General features: G+C 67.6%; 16 protein-coding genes. 3 read left to right on the plus strand and 13 right to left on the minus strand.

What is annotated here, in order from left to right; translation table 11 throughout:
• Positions 1-22 precede the first annotated feature (22 nt).
• Positions 23-319, minus strand: a complete 297-nt coding sequence (locus ACIA12_RS13160) for an antibiotic biosynthesis monooxygenase family protein (protein ID WP_396367184.1) — start codon at positions 317-319, stop codon at positions 23-25.
• Positions 320-420: 101 nt separating this feature from the next.
• Between ACIA12_RS13160 and ACIA12_RS13165 the strand changes: the two genes are divergently transcribed.
• Together ACIA12_RS13165 and ACIA12_RS13170 are read left to right on the plus strand one after the other, a co-directional pair.
• Complete coding sequence (locus ACIA12_RS13165) at positions 421-732, plus strand: DUF6703 family protein (RefSeq protein ID WP_396367185.1); 312 nt, start codon at positions 421-423, stop codon at positions 730-732.
• 69 nt (positions 733-801) lie between these two features.
• Positions 802-2,025, plus strand: a complete 1,224-nt coding sequence (locus ACIA12_RS13170; protein ID WP_396367186.1) for an FAD-dependent monooxygenase — start codon at positions 802-804, stop codon at positions 2,023-2,025.
• Here ACIA12_RS13170 and manD read toward each other — a convergent pair whose 3' ends face one another.
• The 4 genes from manD to ACIA12_RS13190 all read right to left on the minus strand — a co-directional run bounded on the left by manD (position 2,026) and on the right by ACIA12_RS13190 (position 6,935).
• Positions 2,026-3,231: a D-mannonate dehydratase ManD gene (manD, locus tag ACIA12_RS13175; RefSeq protein WP_396367187.1), complete on the minus strand. Its 1,206-nt coding sequence runs from the start codon at positions 3,229-3,231 to the stop codon at positions 2,026-2,028.
• A 13-nt stretch (positions 3,232-3,244) separates the two neighbouring features.
• Positions 3,245-3,808, minus strand: coding sequence for a DUF305 domain-containing protein (locus ACIA12_RS13180; protein WP_396367188.1), 564 nt, complete (start codon positions 3,806-3,808; stop codon positions 3,245-3,247).
• 122 nt (positions 3,809-3,930) lie between these two features.
• Positions 3,931-5,181: a DUF1996 domain-containing protein gene (locus ACIA12_RS13185; RefSeq protein ID WP_396367189.1), complete on the minus strand. Its 1,251-nt coding sequence runs from the start codon at positions 5,179-5,181 to the stop codon at positions 3,931-3,933.
• Complete coding sequence (locus ACIA12_RS13190; RefSeq protein ID WP_396367190.1) at positions 5,178-6,935, minus strand: discoidin domain-containing protein; 1,758 nt, start codon at positions 6,933-6,935, stop codon at positions 5,178-5,180. The genes ACIA12_RS13185 and ACIA12_RS13190 overlap by 4 nt, the downstream gene beginning before the upstream one ends.
• A 218-nt stretch (positions 6,936-7,153) precedes the next feature.
• On the opposite strand from ACIA12_RS13190, the gene ACIA12_RS13195 reads away from it, so the two are divergent.
• Positions 7,154-8,149: a LacI family DNA-binding transcriptional regulator gene (locus ACIA12_RS13195; RefSeq protein ID WP_396367191.1), complete on the plus strand. Its 996-nt coding sequence runs from the start codon at positions 7,154-7,156 to the stop codon at positions 8,147-8,149.
• On the opposite strand, the gene ACIA12_RS13200 is transcribed toward ACIA12_RS13195, so the two are convergent.
• Genes ACIA12_RS13200 through ACIA12_RS13235 form a run of 8 tightly spaced genes read right to left on the minus strand, consistent with a single transcriptional unit; the run spans position 8,141 to position 17,105 of the window.
• Positions 8,141-10,285: an autotransporter-associated beta strand repeat-containing protein gene (locus tag ACIA12_RS13200; protein ID WP_396367192.1), complete on the minus strand. Its 2,145-nt coding sequence runs from the start codon at positions 10,283-10,285 to the stop codon at positions 8,141-8,143. The two genes, ACIA12_RS13195 and ACIA12_RS13200, sit on opposite strands and share 9 nt — an antisense overlap.
• Complete coding sequence (locus tag ACIA12_RS13205) at positions 10,285-11,664, minus strand: alkaline phosphatase family protein (RefSeq protein WP_396367193.1); 1,380 nt, start codon at positions 11,662-11,664, stop codon at positions 10,285-10,287. The genes ACIA12_RS13200 and ACIA12_RS13205 overlap by 1 nt, the downstream gene beginning before the upstream one ends.
• Entirely contained in the window at positions 11,661-12,809 is a 1,149-nt protein-coding gene (eboE, locus tag ACIA12_RS13210; protein WP_396367194.1) for a metabolite traffic protein EboE, read from the minus strand. The genes ACIA12_RS13205 and eboE overlap by 4 nt, the downstream gene beginning before the upstream one ends.
• Entirely contained in the window at positions 12,806-13,657 is an 852-nt protein-coding gene (locus tag ACIA12_RS13215; protein ID WP_396367195.1) for a TatD family hydrolase, read from the minus strand. The genes eboE and ACIA12_RS13215 overlap by 4 nt, the downstream gene beginning before the upstream one ends.
• A gap of 10 nt (positions 13,658-13,667) precedes the next feature.
• Positions 13,668-14,285 carry an EboA domain-containing protein gene (locus tag ACIA12_RS13220; RefSeq protein WP_396367196.1) on the minus strand — a complete coding sequence of 206 codons (618 nt, stop codon included), beginning with the start codon at positions 14,283-14,285 and terminating at the stop codon, positions 13,668-13,670.
• Positions 14,282-15,106, minus strand: a complete 825-nt coding sequence (locus tag ACIA12_RS13225; protein WP_396367197.1) for a sugar phosphate isomerase/epimerase family protein — start codon at positions 15,104-15,106, stop codon at positions 14,282-14,284. The genes ACIA12_RS13220 and ACIA12_RS13225 overlap by 4 nt, the downstream gene beginning before the upstream one ends.
• Positions 15,103-15,990 carry an SCO3242 family prenyltransferase gene (locus ACIA12_RS13230; RefSeq protein WP_396367198.1) on the minus strand — a complete coding sequence of 296 codons (888 nt, stop codon included), beginning with the start codon at positions 15,988-15,990 and terminating at the stop codon, positions 15,103-15,105. The genes ACIA12_RS13225 and ACIA12_RS13230 overlap by 4 nt, the downstream gene beginning before the upstream one ends.
• A complete protein-coding gene (locus ACIA12_RS13235; protein WP_396367199.1) occupies positions 15,984-17,105 on the minus strand; it encodes an inositol-3-phosphate synthase in 1,122 nt (373 codons plus the stop codon). The genes ACIA12_RS13230 and ACIA12_RS13235 overlap by 7 nt, the downstream gene beginning before the upstream one ends.
• Positions 17,106-17,145 lie beyond the last annotated feature (40 nt).

Below are 17,145 nucleotides of genomic sequence, written 5' to 3' on the forward strand. Positions count from 1 at the left end.
GGCAAAGGTCAAGGCTATCGGGTCAGCGGTGCGGTGCGAATTCCCCGAGATCGTCGTACGCGGTGGGCTCGTCGATTGCCTGCGACAGCAGCGGTACGGCCGCCAGCTTCACCTCGTACGGCGAGAGCGCGCGGCGGTAGCTGCCGATGTTCACCCACTCCATGCTGAGCGCGAGCAGCTCCGGCTCATCGGCGTTCCGCCCGGTCCTGGCCGCGACGAAACCCTTCTGCCGCGAGAGCACCTCGACGGCGGTCTCGAGCCGCTCTATGAACTCCGGCTGTGCGGCCTGCTCGACCCGGAACCTGATCACCACGAACACCCGCGACAGCGTACGGCGTCACGCCGCGTCACCATCCGCTGGCCCTACTCGAACGGCCCTGCTCGAACGGCCCTGCTCTGGCGACCTGGAACAATGGCCGGATGAGCAGCACACCCAGCAGTCAGCCGGTCAGCCCGCTCCGGGCACGGATCACCAAGGCCAGCTACCCGATCGTGGCCCGGCTGCACGCCATGCCGAAGCTCACCCTGCCGGGCATCACCCTGGTACTGGCCCTGATCGGCGTCTTCGCCCCGATCGCCGTCGGCATCCCCGCCCTGATCCTGTTGGCCCTGCTGCTCGCCTGGCTCGGCTTCCTCTCCTGGCCAGTGGTCACCACCGGCGCCCGCGGCATGCGCATCTTCTCCGTCCTCGTCATCCTCCTCTTCGCCGTCTCCCGCATCGCCAACAGCTAGGGCCGCAGGCGAAGTGGTAGTAGGGCGCCTACCTTCTGTTAAGTAACCAATCCTCGGGAGGAGGCGACCGTGAAGAAGAAGGTACTGATCTCAGGTGCGAGTGTGGCGGGGCCGGTGCTTGCCTACTGGCTGGAGCGGTACGGGTTCGAGCCGACGGTGGTCGAGCGGACGCCGGAACTGCGGCACGGGCTCGGCGGGCATGCGGTCGACCTGTTCAGCAACGCCGTCGAGGTGGCCGGGCGGATGGGTCTCGGTGACGCCGTCCGGGAGGCCCGCACCCGGACCGAGGAGCTGACGCTGTACCGCGACGGCAAGCGCCCGATCACGATCGATCTCGACCGGCTCAACGCGGGCATCTCCGACCGGCACGTCGAGATCCTCCGGGGCGAGCTCACCAGGCTCCTGTACGACGCCACCCGCGACCGCGTCGAGTACATCTTCGGCGACTCCATCGCGACTCTGGCCGACGACGGCACCGGCGTCGACGTGACCTTCGACCACGGGGATCCGCGCCGGTTCGACCTCGTCATCGGTGCGGACGGGATGCACTCCACTGTCCGGCGGCTCGCGTTCGGGCCCGAGGAGTCGATGCAGCGCCCACTCGGCGGCTATCTCGCTGTCTACTCGATGCCCGACGAGCTCCAGCTGGGCAACCGGATGCTCACGCACCTCAAGGTCGACCGGCTCGTCGGTCTCTACGGAGTGCACCAGACCGGCCAGGCCCGGGCCGCCTTCATGTTCCGCCGAGACGCTGAACTGCGCTACGACCACCGCGATAAGGAGCAGCAGAAGCGGCTGCTCGCCGACGAGTTCCGTGGATACGGCTGGGAAGTACCCCGGATGCTGAAGCATCTGGACGCAGCCGACGACTTCTACTTCGACTCGATCGCGCAGATCACCCTCGACACCTGGCAGAAGGGCCGGATCGGGCTGGTTGGCGACGCCGGCTACTGCCCAGGACCGGCGGTCGGCGGTGGTACCAGCCTCGCCGTCATCACGGCGTACGTGCTCGCGGGTGAGCTGGCCGCGGCGCGCGGCGACCTGCCGTCGGGCTTGCGCAACTACGAGCGCATGATCCGGCAGTCCGTCGACGGGAGCCGGGCGCTCGGGCCGAAGGTGATGAGGACGATCATCCCCGGCAGCCGGCTGGCGATGCGGGCAGTACCGCTGGGCTTCGCAGTACTTCCGCACCTGCCGACCTGGGTGCAGCGCCGGATCTGGGCTCAGAACGGCATCGGCAAGGCACTCGGATCGCTGGCCCTCCCCGACTACACCGATCTCGTCAGGGCCTGATCACCAGTCGTGAACTGTTCCGTCGGCCAGGCGGTTCACCGGGAGGTAGGCCGGGGCGTACGGGTGGGCGGCGGCCAGGTCGTCGTCGAGCTCGACGCCCAGGCCCGGCGCCTCGCCGGGGTGGAGGTGGCCGTCGGTGAAGGTGTAGGCGTGACGGAACACCTCCTCGGTGGCGGGTGTGTACCCGGCGTACTCCTGGATGCCGAAGTTGTGGATCGCCAGGTCGAGGTGGATCGCGGCGGCCATCCCGACCGGGGAGATGTCCTCAGGCCCGTGGATGGCGCTCTTGATCTGCTGCTGGGCGGCGAAGTCGAAGAGCTTCTTGATCGGCGAGACCCCACCGAAGTGCGTGACCGCGGCGCGGACGTAGTCGATCAGCTGCTCGTTCACCAGCGTCCGGAAATCGTGGATGGTGTTGAAGACCTCGCCGATGGCCAGCGGCGTGGTGGTGTGGCTGCGGACCAGCCGCAGCCCTTCCTGGTTCTCGGCCGGCGTGCAGTCCTCGAGCCAGAACAGGTCGTACGGCTCCAGGTCCTTGCCGAATCGAGCAGCCTGCTGCGGCGTGAGCCGGTGATGCGCGTCGTGCAGCAACGGCAGCTCCGCACCGAACTCGTTGCGCACAGCCTCGAACACCGACGGCATGTGCCGCAGATAGGCAGCCGTGTCCCAGTCCTCGACGAGCGGTCGCACCCGTCCGTCCGGCGTAACGTCCGGCTCTCCGCCAACCCCGTAGACCCGTTGCAGGCCAGGGATTCCGGTCTGGATCCGGATCGACTTGTACCCCTGCTCCAGCCGCACCCGAACCGAGTCGAACAGCTCCGGTACGTCACGCCCGCTGGCATGCCCGTACGTCCGTACCCGATCGCGACTCGCGCCACCGAGAAGCTGGTACAGCGGCAGATTCGCGACCTTCGCCTTGATGTCCCACAACGCGACGTCGACTGCCGCGATCGCGGCCATCGTGACCGGCCCACGCCGCCAGTACGCGCCTCGGTACAGCGACTGCCAGGTGTCCTCGATCTTGTGCGGATCGAGCCCGATGAGCAGCGGCGCGACATGGTCCCGCAGGTAGCCGACCACCGCGACCTCGCGGCCGTTGAGGGTGGCATCCCCCAGACCGGTGAGGCCGTCGTCGGTGGTGATCCGCAACGTGACGAAGTTGCGGCCCGGGCTGGTGACGATGACTGAGGCGTCGACGATCTTCACCTCGGTACCTTAGTCAGAGCGCCGCAAGCTGCTTCAGCTGGGCGGCGCGGCTGGTCATGATCGCGGCGGCCAGCTTCTTGGTCTCGGCGTCCTTGCCGTCTGTGGTGATGCTGCGGGCCAGCACGATCGACTGGTCCAGGTGCTCCTTGAGGTTCTTCTCGAAGAGCTGGTCGAAGGCGGCGCCCTTGGTCTTGCCCAGGGTGACGATCTCGGGCTCGGTCATCATGCCCGGCATGTCATGGCCCTCGTGCGGATTCTTCGCCGGCCAGTTCGCCCGGGTGCGCAAGGCGACGAACTTGGCGACCTCGGCCTTGTGCCCGGCGCTCACCTGGGTCGCGAACGTCCGTACCGCCGGGTCGGTCGCCTGCTTCTGCGCCATCCCGAGGACCCGGATCAGCTGGTCGTCCATCGGGATCATCAGCTCGATCCAGGCCAGGTCGGTCGCGTTGAACGACGGGTTGACCGCGAACTTGCTGACGGTCGGCGTCTGCGGCGGCGGCGCGGCCGGCGTACTGGCGGCTGACGAACCACAGCCGGTCAGGGCGACGAGCAAGACAGCACAAGCGACAGCCTTCATGAGGTGAACTCCTCGAAAAACGGGGGCGGTGGAGAGCTCCCCACCAGCAAAGCAGAGATCCCGGTACTACGAACAGCGGCCGGGCGGGTCCTGGGACGGGGACCCGCCCGGCCGTCAGGGGGTTACGGGTGCCCGTTGGCCCCGCACTTGATGATCGGGCGGATGCAGTCGTTGACGCGGCGCTCCATCTCGGCCACCGGCCAAGCGTTGAAGAAGTCACCGTGCATGGTGAAGCCGCCGCCCGACGCGAGCCGGAAGCCGGCCGTCGGACCGTTCACCGGGTACCGCAGTACCTGGCGGAGCTTCGGCACCGGCACCGGGTGGCTGGCCGGGCACTCGCCGTTGACCGGGTAGGCCATGTGGCTCTTGTGGTCGGGTGAGTCGAGGTCGCGCCCGTTCCAGCACTGCGGGAAGTCCAGGTAGGACTCCAGCATCGTGCCGGCCGGACAGTTGATGAAGTCGTGCCCCGAACCGGCGTCACCGGCGTGCAGGCAGGACCAGCGGGAGATGGTGTTGTCGTTCGGCCCGGTCGCCTTCGCGTTGCCGGCCACGATCCGCAGCCCGAACGGCAGTGGCTGGGTCCGCGCGATGACGTCGTCCCGGACGCCTTCACCGAGGTAGTAGAACGTCGTCCCGGTCGGCTCGACCGGCTGGTTGTTCACGTACAGCGTGGGCACCCAGTACGACGACTTGTCCTCGGCCGGGTTGCACGAGGTCGGCGAGTTGACCAGGTCGTTCACCGTGGTGCTGGCGTTCGTCACGGTCGCACCGAAAAAGCTGTGCATGTGCGAGGCGCCTGGCATGTTCGGGAACACGATCGGGTCGTCGGGCAGCCGGTGCGTGTACGGGCAGTCCGCGAGGAACTCGGCCACCCGGACGATCGGGCCACTCGCCGTCCCGCCGTACACCTGGAACTCGAACAACGAGGCACCCCACTGGGTCGCCCGCTGGGTGACCAGCACCCGTACGTACCGGCCGTTGCCGTTGACAACCAAACTCTGCTCGCCGCCGGTGCCGTTCGTGGTGGTCTGGATGGTGGTCCAGCTGGTGCCGTTGTCGGAGGTCTGCAGCTGGAAGCCCTTGGCGTACGCCGCTTCCCAGCGCAGCAGGACACGATTGACGACCTGGGACGAACCCAGATCGACCTGGAGCCACTGGTTGTCGGCGAAGCTGCTGGCCCACCGCGTGCCGTTGTCACCATCGACAGCGGCGGCGGCCGGGAAGGCCGCGCTCTCCACCGAGGAAGCCAGCGTGGGACGCCCTTGGGACAAGAGCGTTTCGGCTGCCTGCGCAGGCTGTCCGGCACTCACCAGGTAGGCGCCGAACAACGCCAGCAGGCCGACGAACAGCGTGCCCGACTTCGCGCGCTTCACTTGTACACCCGCACGTAGTCGACGAGCATGCGGGCCGGGAACGGCGTCTGTGCGTTGGGCGGGCCGGGGAAGTCGCCGCCGACGGCCAGGTTGAGGATCAGGTAGAACGGGTGGTCGAAGATCCACGGCCCCCGGGTCGCTTCGAGCTGGGCCTTGTCGACGACGAACACCGTGGTGCCATCGACCTGGTAGGTGATGCTGGTGCTGTTCCAGAGCATCGTCCAGGTGTGGAAGCCGGCCGAGAAGTCGGCCCCACCCGGCAGCCCGTACGACCCGCCGTATCCGCCGGCGCCGTTGTAGGCCGGGGCGTGCAGCGTCGAGTACGCCTTGGTGGTCTCCCGGCCGAGGATCTCCATGATGTCGATCTCGCCGTTGTAGGGCCACGGCCGGCCGGTCAGGAAGTCCGAGCCCATCATCCAGAACGCGGGCCACAGCCCGTTGCCCTTCGGCACCTGGATCCGCGCCTCGATCTTGCCGTACGTCGTGTCGAACTTGGTGCCGGTGTTCATCCGGGCGGACGTGTACTGGCAGGTGCCGCTACCGGTAACCGGGTCGATCGGGCAGGCCGAGCCCGGGGTGACCTCGCGACGAGCCTCCAGCACCAGGTGCCCGGCGCCGTCCATCTGCGTGTTGTTGTGGTTGGTGTAGACCTGCAGCTCGCCGTTCTGGCCGTTGCCCGGGTCAGCGCGCCACTTGTTGATGTCAGGCTTGGTACCGGAAGCGCCGTTGAACTCGTCGGACCACACCAACTGCGGCGGGTTCGCCGGGTCGGCCGGCGGGGTGGGCGGGGTGGTCGGCGCACCACCGGTGCCGTAGACCTGGAACTCCCACAGCGAGTACCCGTACGGAGTATTGCGTTGCGTGCCGTACATCCGGACGTACCGGCCGGTGCCGGTGATGTTGAGCGTCTCCTTGAAGCCCGGGCCGTTCGTGGTGGTGTAGATCGGGCTCCAGTTGACGTTGTCGTTGGAGACCTGGATCTGGTACGACTTCGCCGACGCGGGATCCCATTGCAGGATCACCTTGTCGATCTGGGCGGTCGCGCCGAGGTCTACCGAGATCCAGCCCGGGTCGACCCAGCCGCTGTCGGTCGTGGTGGCCCACCGGCTGGCCGGGTCGAGGTCGAACGCGCGAGCCGGGGTGCACTCCCAGCAGTTGCCGTCGCTCTGCTGCGACGAGGCAGCGCCGGTCTTCCCGTACGAGAGCAGCTTGCTGCCCGGGCCGGGGCCGGTGCCTGAGGTGGTACCGAAGACCTTGAACTCCCACAGCGAGTAACCCCACTGGGTGGTGCGCTGGGTGCCGAGCATCCGGACGTACCGGCCGGAACCGGAGACCGTCAGCGTCTGATTGCCGCCGGTGCTCGTGGTGGTCGTGTAGATGTTGTTCCAGTTGGTGCCGTCGGCGGAGACCTGGAGCTGGAAGGCCTTCGCGGCCGCGGTCTCCCAGTTGAGGACGACCTGGTTGACGGTGGCGGTCTGGCCGAGGTCGACCTGGATCCACTGCGGGTCGACGCCGTGAGCGCTCGACCAGCGGGTCCCTGCGTCGCCGTCGACCGCGGACGCGGCCGTGAAGACGGTGTTCTCGGTGGAGGACGCGGTGGCGGTCTTGCCTTGGGACAGCAGGGTGTCGGCGGCGCCGGCGGGTGGGCTGACGATCAGCGCCAGGACGAAGCTGGTCGCGATGGCGATCAGCGCGGCGACCTTGAGGCGCGCTCTGACTCTGGTTCTGGGCAGGGGCGGGGAAAGGGACGGCATGGGCATCTCCTGGGGCGGGACGATGAGCTGCGCGATCAGGAACGTCCCGGGGAACGTTCCCTGAGTCTGAGAAAACCGTGCTGAGGGAACGGTGTCAAGACCTCGCGGTGACCTGGGCGCAACCTTGACGTAACCCCGGGCGACGGCTTGACAAGGTTCCGGAACCGCCGGGATGCTCAGTCGTGGGGAGCGCTCCCCCAGACCTGAGGGGGTATCGCGTGCGACGACCGACGCTGCATGCCGTCGCGGCGCGGGCGGGCGTGTCGAAGTCGAGCGTCTCCCGGGTGATCAACGGCGAGCCCACGGTCGCGCCGGAGATCCGGCAGATCGTGATGGCCGCGGTGACCGAGCTCGGCTATGTGCCGAACGGCGCGGCGCGCAATCTGGTCACCCAGAAGACCAACACGATCGCGATCATCGTCTCCGATCCGCCGGCCGGGCTGGTGTCGGACGACCCGATGTTCGCGATGGTCGTCCGGGCCGCGTCGCGAGCGCTGGAGGCGGCCGGCAAGCAGGTGTCGCTGGTGCTCGCCGGGTCGGCCGAGAGCCGGTTGCGGGTTGAGCAGTACCTGGCAGCGGGTCATGTGGACGGCGCGATGCTCGTGTCGATGGACGGGTCGGACCCGCTGCCCGCAGTACTGGCTCGCACCGGTCTGCCGATCGTCTCGCACGGACGACTCGCGACGCCGGGTCTGATGCCATACGTCGACAACGACAACGTCGGCGGCGCGACCAAGGCCGTCCAGCACCTGCTCGACCAAGGCCGCCAGCGAATCGCCACCATCTCCGGCCCACTCGACATGCAAGCCGCCCAAGAGCGCCTGAACGCCTACCGCCAATCCCTCCAGCACACCGACCGCCGCTCGATCGTTGCCCTCGGCGACTTCACCCGCATCTCCGGCGCCGACGCGATGCGCCAACTCCTGCAAGACGACCCGCACCTAGATGCGGTCTTCGCCGCCAACGACCTGATGGCGATCGGCGCCCTGCGCACCCTCCGCGAAGCCGGCCGCCGAGTCCCCGACGACGTAGCAGTAGTCGGCTTCGACGACATCGAAGCAGCCCTCTACACCGCTCCCCCACTAACCACAGTCCGCAGCCCGATGGGCGAGCAGGCGGCGCGCACAGTACGCCTCCTGCTCGACCTACTCACCAACGGCTCAGCCGACTCAGTCATCCTCCCGACAGAACTGATCCTCCGCGAATCAGCCTGAAGGCTTGGCTGTCCGGCGGCGTCGACGGAAGAGGAGCAGGCCCAGTACGAGGACCGCCGCGGCTGCGGCGACAAGGCTCGCTGTCCGCAGGACAGCCGAGTTGCCGGCCGGCGAAGTGGTTGCCTGCGGCGTGTTTTCTGTCGCTGGCTGGTTCGGCGCTGCTACGGCGGCGTTCACCTTCACCGGTTTCAGGCTGACGTCGTTGCCGTCGCCGCCCTGGTAGGTGATGGCGTACTTCGTGCCGCGGACCGGCACCTCGGCGCCTTCGTCGAGACCCGTGAAGGTACCGGCGACCTGGTCAGAACCCGCGTTGTCGATGATGGTGATCTCCTGGGCGGAACGGTCCGGCTCGGCCCCTGGATCCGCGGCGAGCGCCCCCGCGAGTGACACCGTGCCGGTGACGTTCAGCGGCTTGCCGTCCGCGCGGGTCGTCAACCGGCCGCTCCGGGTTTGCGCGAAGTCCCCGTTCACCGAGAACGACCCACGCAGTACGCCGGTGTTGAGCAGCTTGCCCCCCTTGAAGGTGCCGGCGAGCGTGGATGCCTGCGCCAGGGTGACAGTCGAGTCGCTGCCGGCCAGGACCGTCGTACCGCCGAGCATCGTGAGGTTGCGCAGCGTCTGGTTCCCCGCGCTGGTCAGGTCGAGCTTGGCGCCTGCCTTGGTGAGCGCCACGGCAGTACTGGACTTCAGACTGCCGCCGGTAAGGGCAAGGACGCCCTGCGAGATCGTCGTCTTCCCCGTATAGGTGACAGCTCCGGTGAGGCGGGTGGTGGCTGCGCCGGCCTGGGTCAACGATCCGCTTCCACTGATCTTCGAGAGCGAGGTCGTCTTCCTCGTGTTCTGCACGATCAGCGAACCGAAGTTGACGACCTTGAACAGCGCGGCCTTCGTCAGCAGGCTGCCGTCACCGCCCGGTCGCCCGCTGCCGAGCCGGAGGACCGCGCCCATCTCGATCGTCGTGGAGCCGTCGTAGTACTGGTCTGCCGCGAACGTCACGTCATTACCCCGCACCGACTTGATGACGATGTCGCCGGCACCCGGCGCCTTGAGCGTGTCGTGGAAGACGCCGCCGCCGATCGGGGCGCCCAGTGTCACCGGGCCGTTGTAGGCGAAGGAGAGCTTGGAACGGGACCGGGCCGCCAGCAGGTTGATGTAGACGGTTTTCGCAGTGCCTGGCATGAAGATCTGGTGCGTGGAGCCGTCACCCCACTGGACGTCGGCGCCTTTGATGTTGGTGCCCCGTTTGTTGAGGTCGTGCGCGATCTTGCGCCAGTTGATGGCGGGATCGCTGAGCGACGGGAAGGTGTCGCCACCCCGGTCGGAATAGCTGTACTGCCCGGTGAGTACGACCTTGCTGCCCGGGCGCGACTGGACGTTGATGTCACTGCCGTACTCACGCTGGTAGAAGTTCTGCCGCAGGGTGATGGTTTGGTTCAGCGGGGTGTCGATCGTCCAGGTGCCCTGGTTGACGACGGCCCGGGCATTGGGCAGCGCCACGGCGAACTCGGGCTTGCCCGCGGCCATCCCGGTCCCGTTGTCGATCACGCCGGAGAACGGGTGGGTCCCGGCGAGATCGAGCGTGCCCCACAGGAAGCGTGGCTGACTGACCAGCCCGGAGCCGCTGATGGTGCCGAGATTGAAGGTCCGGACGAGGGACAGCCGCAGGGTGCCGTTGACCTCGATGTTGTCCTGATTGAGCTGGTAACCCGGGGTGTTGTACGGAAACCTCCCGATCAGGCCGGTGTTGCCGCCCGTCCCGTACTGGAGCGTGGCACCCCGGTCGACGATGACCGCCGGCGGATCGGGGTGCTTGACCACGACGTACGGATGGTTCCCGCCCAGGATCTCGACGGCCTGCCGTTGCTTGGCCTTCGGCACCGTGAAGTCGCTGTCCCTGCTGAGGATCAGGGTGCCGCGTCCACTGATCCGGAGCGTGCCCTCGCCGGTGATCACGCCGTCGTACGTCGTGGTCCCGGCAGGCACCCTCACGACGGCATCGCCGGACAGCGTGACGTTCCGCCCGGCGATGATCTCGGCGGTGATGTCCCCACTACCCGCCGCCACGGCCGCGCCCGGCTGCACCAGGGCGCCCAGCACTCCGAGCGTCGCGATCAGTACCGCGCGACGTCCTTTCATCAGGTTCCGGCGCCTCCTAGACCTGCCGCCTTGAGCAGCAAGTCTCGTACTGTAGTTGCCTCCACCTTTCCTTCTGGAGCCAGCTCAGCGTCGGTGCTGAGGAAGACCGGGCCGTCCTCGGGGTTGGAGGGCAGGCGGCCGTGGGAGCCCTTGACGATCGACGGGTCCAGCGGGACGACCTGCATCGCGTAGCGGAGGCCGACCTTCTTGCGGAGGAGATAGGAGGCGGCGCGGGGTTTGACGAAGCGGTCGGAGGGGTCGAAGAAGAGCTCGGCCGGATCGTAGCCGGGTTTGCGGTGGATCTCGACGCCCTTGGCGAAGTCGGGGGCTCGGGCGTCGTCCAGCCAGTAGTAGTAGGTGAACCAGGAGTCCGGCTCGGCGATCGCGACCAGCTCACCGGACCGCTCATGGTCCAGGCCTTGCGCACGTTTGCCCTCGGCATCGAGTACTTCGGCGACCCCGGCCCGCCCGGTGAGGAGTTTGCTGACAGCGTCGACGTCGGCCGGATCTTTCACATACACATGCGCCAACTGATGATCCGCCACCGCGAAGGCCCGAGACGCCCACGGGTCGAGATACTCCATCCCGTCCTGGGTGTACACCTCCAGCAGCCCCTCACTCCGCAGCAACCGGTTGATGTCCACCGGCCGCGAGACATCGGTGATCCCGTACTCCGACAGCACGATCACCGTCGCACCCTTCGCCTCCGCATCGTCGAGCAGCGGCGCGAGCACCGCGTCGAGCTCGATCGCCGCCCGAGTCGCCTCGACCGACGAAGCGCCGTACCGCTGCAGGTCGTAGTCGAGATGCGGGATGTACGTGAGCAACAGATCGGGGTTGTCCTCGGCAAGGATCTGTCGCGACGCGGCCACGATCCACTTGCTCGACTTGATCGATGCCGTCGGCCCCCAGTAGTGGAAGAGCGGAAAAGCACCCAGCTTGCCGGTCAACCGATCATGCAACTCGACCGGCCGCGTGTAGCAGTCCGGCGCCTTCCGCCCGTCCGCGTAGTAGATCGGCCGCGGCGTGACAAGCAGATCCGTCTCCGCGCCCATCGCGTACCACCAACAGACGTTGGCCACCTTGTACTGCGGGTTCTCGCGCCGGGCGACATCCCATAGCTTCTCCCCTTGGACGAGCCGGTTGTGCTGGCGCCAGAGGAAGACCTCACCGAGATCACGGAAGTACCAGCCGTTGCCGACGACACCGTGTTCGGTCGGCAACTCCCCGGTCAGGAAGGTGGCCTGGGCCGAGCAGGTGACGGCGGGCAGTACCGTCCCGAGCTCCCGGTTGAGCGGCAGCTGCCGCAGTCTCGGCATCCTGCGCAACAGCCGTGGGGTCAGCCCGACGACATCGATCACGACGACTTGCTTGCTCACTTGATTTCCTCCAGGCCGAGGCCGATCAGGCGGTCGCGGAGCCAACCGAGCTCTCCGGCGATGCCTTCGGCGAGTTCTTGCGGGGACTTGGGGGCGCTGGGAAGTACGGACCAGGTGTAGGTCTCGGACTCCAGATGATGGGTCAGCGGATGAGGTCCGCCGACGAGGTGTTGCAGGCTCTCCTCGAGTACGTCCGTCGTACTGGTCAGCGGAGGGCGCGGCGCGGCATGCACGGGTACGTGGAAGTGCACTCGCCAGGACGCGTGGCCGGACAGTTGGTCGATCATGTCGAGGTCGTCGATGCCGGGACCGCCGTACTCACGGGTCTGGTGCAGGAATTTCGGTTCGGCGAACTCGTTGAGCAGCTCCCGAGCTGCCGGATCCTCCGGATGCGGGACATGCAGAGCGGCCGAGACCTGGCTCTTGACGACTTCGACGCCGGCCCGCCGCAACGTGCTGAATGCTTCGGCCGGTTGCTCGAACTGCACCGCGAGATGGCAGGTGTCGAGGCAGAGACCGATCAGCGACTGAGCGGCGTACGGGGTGAGCCAGTCGGCGGCTTGCGGGACCATTTCGAGGATGCAGCCGGGTTCGGGTTCGATCGCGACGCGGATGCGGCGGCCGGTGGTCTCCTCGGTTCTGGCGAGCCGGAGTTCCAGGCGGTTGAAGGCGTCGCGGGCGGCCGCGTCGCGGGTCCGGTCCCACGGCGTACGCCAAGCCAGCGGAAGGGTCGAGATCGATCCGTACGACGCGTCCGCCGGCAGCAGTTCGGCGAGTACGTCGACCAGGTCGAGCGTGTACTGAAGTCGCGCGGGCTCGGTCCAGTCCGGCGAGTAGACCTTCTTGCCGACGACGCGGTCGTGGAACCCGGCGTACGGGAAACCGTTGAGCGTGACGACCTCGAGGTTGTTGCGGTCGAGCGCCTGGCGGAGGCGGTTGAGCGCGACGGACGACTTGGCGAGGCGGTCGGCGAGAGTGTTGGCGAGCCAGAGACCGACGCCGAGGACGGGGACGTCGAGCTCCTTGCGGACCAGCGCGGAGCAGCCGTCGAGCTGGGCGATGACGCCTTCGAGGTCCTCGGCGGGGTGGACGTTGGTGCAGTACGCGAGGTGGACGATCGAGCCGTCGGGGTGCCGGAATCTCATGGTCTGGCTCCTCGCAGGATCGAGTTGCCCTCGAAGGAGTCCGCAGCCTGTACCTCGCCCAGTTCGAGCCGTTGGGACTGGCCGTAGAAGGCGACCGGGTTGCGCCAGAGCACCTGGTCGACGTCGTCCTCGGTGAAGCCGGCGGCGAGCATCGCCTGACCGGTCGCGTAGGTGCGCAGCGGATCGGATTTGCCCCAGTCGGCGGCCGAGTTGACCAGGATCCGCTCGGTGCCGAACTGCTGCAGGATCACGACCATGCGATCGGGGTCCATCTTGGTGTCGGGGTAGATGGAGAAGCCCATCCAGCAGCCCGAGTCGGCGACCTCCTTGACGGTCACCTCGTTGAGGTGGTCGACGACGACCCACTCCGGCGCGAGTCCGGATTCCTTGACGACGTCGAGCGTGCGGGTGGTACCGGCCGCTTTGTCGCGATGCGGGGTGTGGACGAGTACCGGGAGCTCGAACTGCTTTGCCAGCTGGAGTTGATGGCTGAAGACCTCGTCCTCTTCCGGGGTCATCGAGTCGTAGCCGACCTCGCCGACCGCGACGACGCCGTCCTTGGCCAGGTACCGGGGCAGTACCTCGAGTACTTCGCGGCAGCGCGGGTCGTTCGCCTCCTTGGGGTTGAGGGCGATCGTGCAGTGATGCTTGATCCCGTACTGCGAGGCGCGGAACGGCTCCCAGCCGATCAGCGCGTCGAAGTAGTCGACGAACGAGCCGACGCTGGTCCGCGGCTGCCCCAGCCAGAACGCAGGCTCCACCAGTGCCTGCACTCCGTGGGCCGCCATCGCGGCGTAGTCGTCGGTCGTCCGCGAGGTCATGTGGATGTGCGGATCGAAGATGCGCATAGGACACCTCTTAGGGCGGGCTGTTGAGGTACGCCTCCAAGTCGGTCGGGATGGCCCGGCCGGCTGCGCTCCGTTCGGCGGCGAAATCGGTCATCATCCGGATCAGCTCCGGATCCACCCGCTTCGGCAGGCCGTCGACCACGGCCAGCGGGATGTTCGCGAACACACACTTCAGCACCGCGTGCCGGAAGGCGTGCTGGGACAGGTACCGCGTCGCATACGGGCCAAGCGCGGCGGCCACCAGCCGCTGATCATTGGTCCGCAACGCATCCTCGACGATCGGGATCGCTTGGTCTTGGAGAGCGTCCGCGACGTCGGCGACGGAGAGCGCATGAAGTACGGCAAGCTTCTCCGCGGTGTCGCCATACCGATAGACAGCCAGTACTTCGTCGGCAGGCGCACCAATCAGCAGCAGCGCACGGACCGCCTGATCAGCAGTCCACGCCGGACTCAACCGCCCGTGCCCAACCTTCCGTGCAGCAGCCGGAAAGCTAGTCGCCAGCGGCTGCTGCCGTGCACCCGCCAACCACACCCGAGCTGCCACAGGCAGCAGGACCTCCAACTCAACCGCAGACGTCCCAGCCTCCCACTGCACGCCGGCAGCGCCCGGCGGCATCTCCCCCGTCATCCTGCTGCCTTCCGGAGGAAGGTGAGGGAGTCTTTGGCGATGGTGGGGGCGGCGTGGGAGTGGCGTGGGAGTTCTACTGCTACCAGGCCTTCGTACTGGATGTCTTTCAGGGCTTGGAGGACGGGTGGGAAGTCGACCTCGCCGGTGCCGAACTCCAGGTGTTCGTGGACGCCTCGGCGCATGTCGTCGATCTGGACGTTCACCAGGTAGGGGGCGGCGGCGGTGATGCAGGCCGGCGGGGACAGTGGCTCGTTGCAGACCAGGTGGCCGATGTCGAGGGTGAGGCCGAGGGTCTCGCTGCCTACCTCGGCCTGGAGTTTGAGGTAGCCGGCCAGGTCATCGATGAGCATGCCTGGTTCTGGTTCGAGGCCGAGCTGGACGCCACGGTCGGCGGCGTAGATGACCAGTTGGTTGCAGGCAGCAATGAGTCGCTGCCAGCCGAGTTCGGGTGACACGTCCGGCGGGAGGGTGCCGGACCAGAAGGAGACTGCTTCGGCGCCGAGGTCCGCGGCTACTTCGATGGCGCGCTCGAGGAGCGCGATGCGCCACTCGGCGCCGTGGGTGTGCAGCAGGGTCGGCTCGTGCTTGCGGTAGGGGTCGAGGACGTAACGGCCGCCGGTCTCGACGACGACGGCGAGGTTGCCGTCGGCAAGCAGTTTGCCGACCTCGGCGGTGCGCTGGCGCAGGTCCGGCCCGAACGGGTCGAGGTGGTTGTGGTCGAGGGTCAGCGCAACTCCGTCGTACCCGAGCTCGCCGATCACCTTGAGCGCCTCGGGCAGTCGGTGGTTGGCGAATCCGTTGGTCCCGTAACCGAATCTCATGTCGGCGACACCTTTCTTGCCAGCGCCTTGGCCAATGGAAGCGCGGCCAGCAAACCTGCGCCGACCAAGGGCCTGCCACCCCGAGCACACCAAGCGGCCTGCAACGGAACCAGTCCGTGGATCCCCGCCCCGACAGCCTTGCGAAGGTTCGCCGCGCTCGGGTCGCCAGCGGCGACCAACTGAGCCGACCCGACCGACCGAGCGAAGAGCCCGGCAAACACCGCAGAGAGCAGCGCGCCGGCGGTGCCTGGCCGGGTGGAGGTGGGGCGGGCGGTGGTGGCGGTTATTGCGGCGGTTGCGGCTAGGGCGGCTCGGGAAGAGGTGGGGGTGCTGCCGTGGACTTCACCTTGGGAGATGTAGGTGGTGGCGAGGATGTGGCTGCCGATGGCGGCGGCTGCTGGGAGGGCTGCTCGGCGGTTGTTGCCTGCGCCGACCAGTACGTCGAGCGAGCGGGCAGTCGCCATGACGGCTGGGCCCAGCGGGGTGTTCTTGGCCTTCAGGTCGTAGGTCCACGCGGTTGCGGCGAGGACTGCCGACGTACGGAAGGTGTGGCGGTCGCCTGCCAGGGCTGAGAGGGCTAGGCCGGCGGCGGTGAGTGATGAGGCTAGGGAGAGCGCAGTACCGGGTGATACTCGGCCGGAGGGGATGGGGCGTTCTGGGCGCTCCACTGCGTCTAGGTCTCGGTCAGACCAGTCGTTCAGGGCCATACCGGCCCAGTAGATGGCGACGGAGGACGCGGCTAGACCGGCTAGTCGGGTCGGGCGGAGGTTGCCAGCGGCTACTGCGCCGGCCAGTACGTCGCCGGGGACGGTCAGGGCGGCTGGGGCTCTGACTAGCTCGGCGAGGTCGGCCAGGCGGGGGCGCTTGGTGGTGCGCCTCAGCATGAGCGGGTCCAGCGGAGCAGTTCGTCGTACTGGCGGGCGAGTGCGTGCTCGGTCGACTCGATCGGATCTTTGAAGTAGAAGCCGAGGAAGGGCATGGCACCGACGTGGCCGCGGTCCAGGGCGAGGGCTGAGAGACGGGCCAGGTCTAGTACGAGCGGGGCAGCTAGGGCGGAGTCGCAGCCTTGCCAGGTGAACTGCAGCGTCATCCGGACGCCGAGAAAGCCGGAGAAGAGCACGTGGTCCCAGGCGGTCTTCCAGTCGCCCATCGGGTCGACGTAGTCGATGTGGACGTCACCGGCGACGTCGCCGAGCATCTCGGCCAGACCGCGTTCCTTGGAGATGCTCTTTGACTCCGCGGCGCGCGGGTCGGCGAGGGTGGCACCGTCGCCGCCGCCGAGCAGGTTGGTACCGGACCAGGCATGCACGGGAAGCGCGCGGGCCGCGAACATCGGCGCGAGCACGCTCTTCACCAACGTCTCCCCCGTCTTCGCATCCTGCCCGCCGTACGGCATTCCCTTCTCAACCGCCCACTCCCTGACCGCGGCCGGCCGGATGGAGGTCGACGGCGTGAAGTCGACATACGCCGCTCCCGCCTCAAACGCCGCCAACGCACCCACTGAACTGGCTGGCAGGACGTCTGGAACTGCCAGCGCTTCCCGAAGCTCCGCAGCCGTAGTAACTGGCACTTCGTACGGCGCCTCGGTCGAGGCGACGTTGATCGCCACGACCTGGCTGAGGTCGTTGCGCAGGCGAAAGGCGCGGATGTCCTCGGCCATCCGGCCGATCAATTCGTTCTGTGGGCCGCCGGTCGGCAGTACGACGATTTGGCGTTCGGCTTCGGCTAGGTCGGTGGCTATCAGGCGGTCTAGGCCGGGGGGGAGGACGCCGCCGGTCATCAGGCGCTCGACCTGTTTCGAGAGCGGGGTTTCTACTACGTCGTGGCCGCCGAAGACGAGGGCGTCCAGGGGGATCAGGTCGGTGCCGGTGAAGTCGGGGAGTTCGGTGACTACTCCGGCGGGCGGGATTCCGTGGTGGAGTGCTGCTGCTCCGGCGATGGTCGTGGTTGCGACCGATCCTCTTGCTCCGAACAGCCAGACACCAACGCGTCGAGTCATCCGCGGCTCCTCACGAGTCCTGCCACGGACAGTGAACTGG

The organism is Kribbella sp. NPDC051620 (assembly GCF_044453825.1).
GTDB lineage: Bacteria > Actinomycetota > Actinomycetes > Propionibacteriales > Kribbellaceae > Kribbella.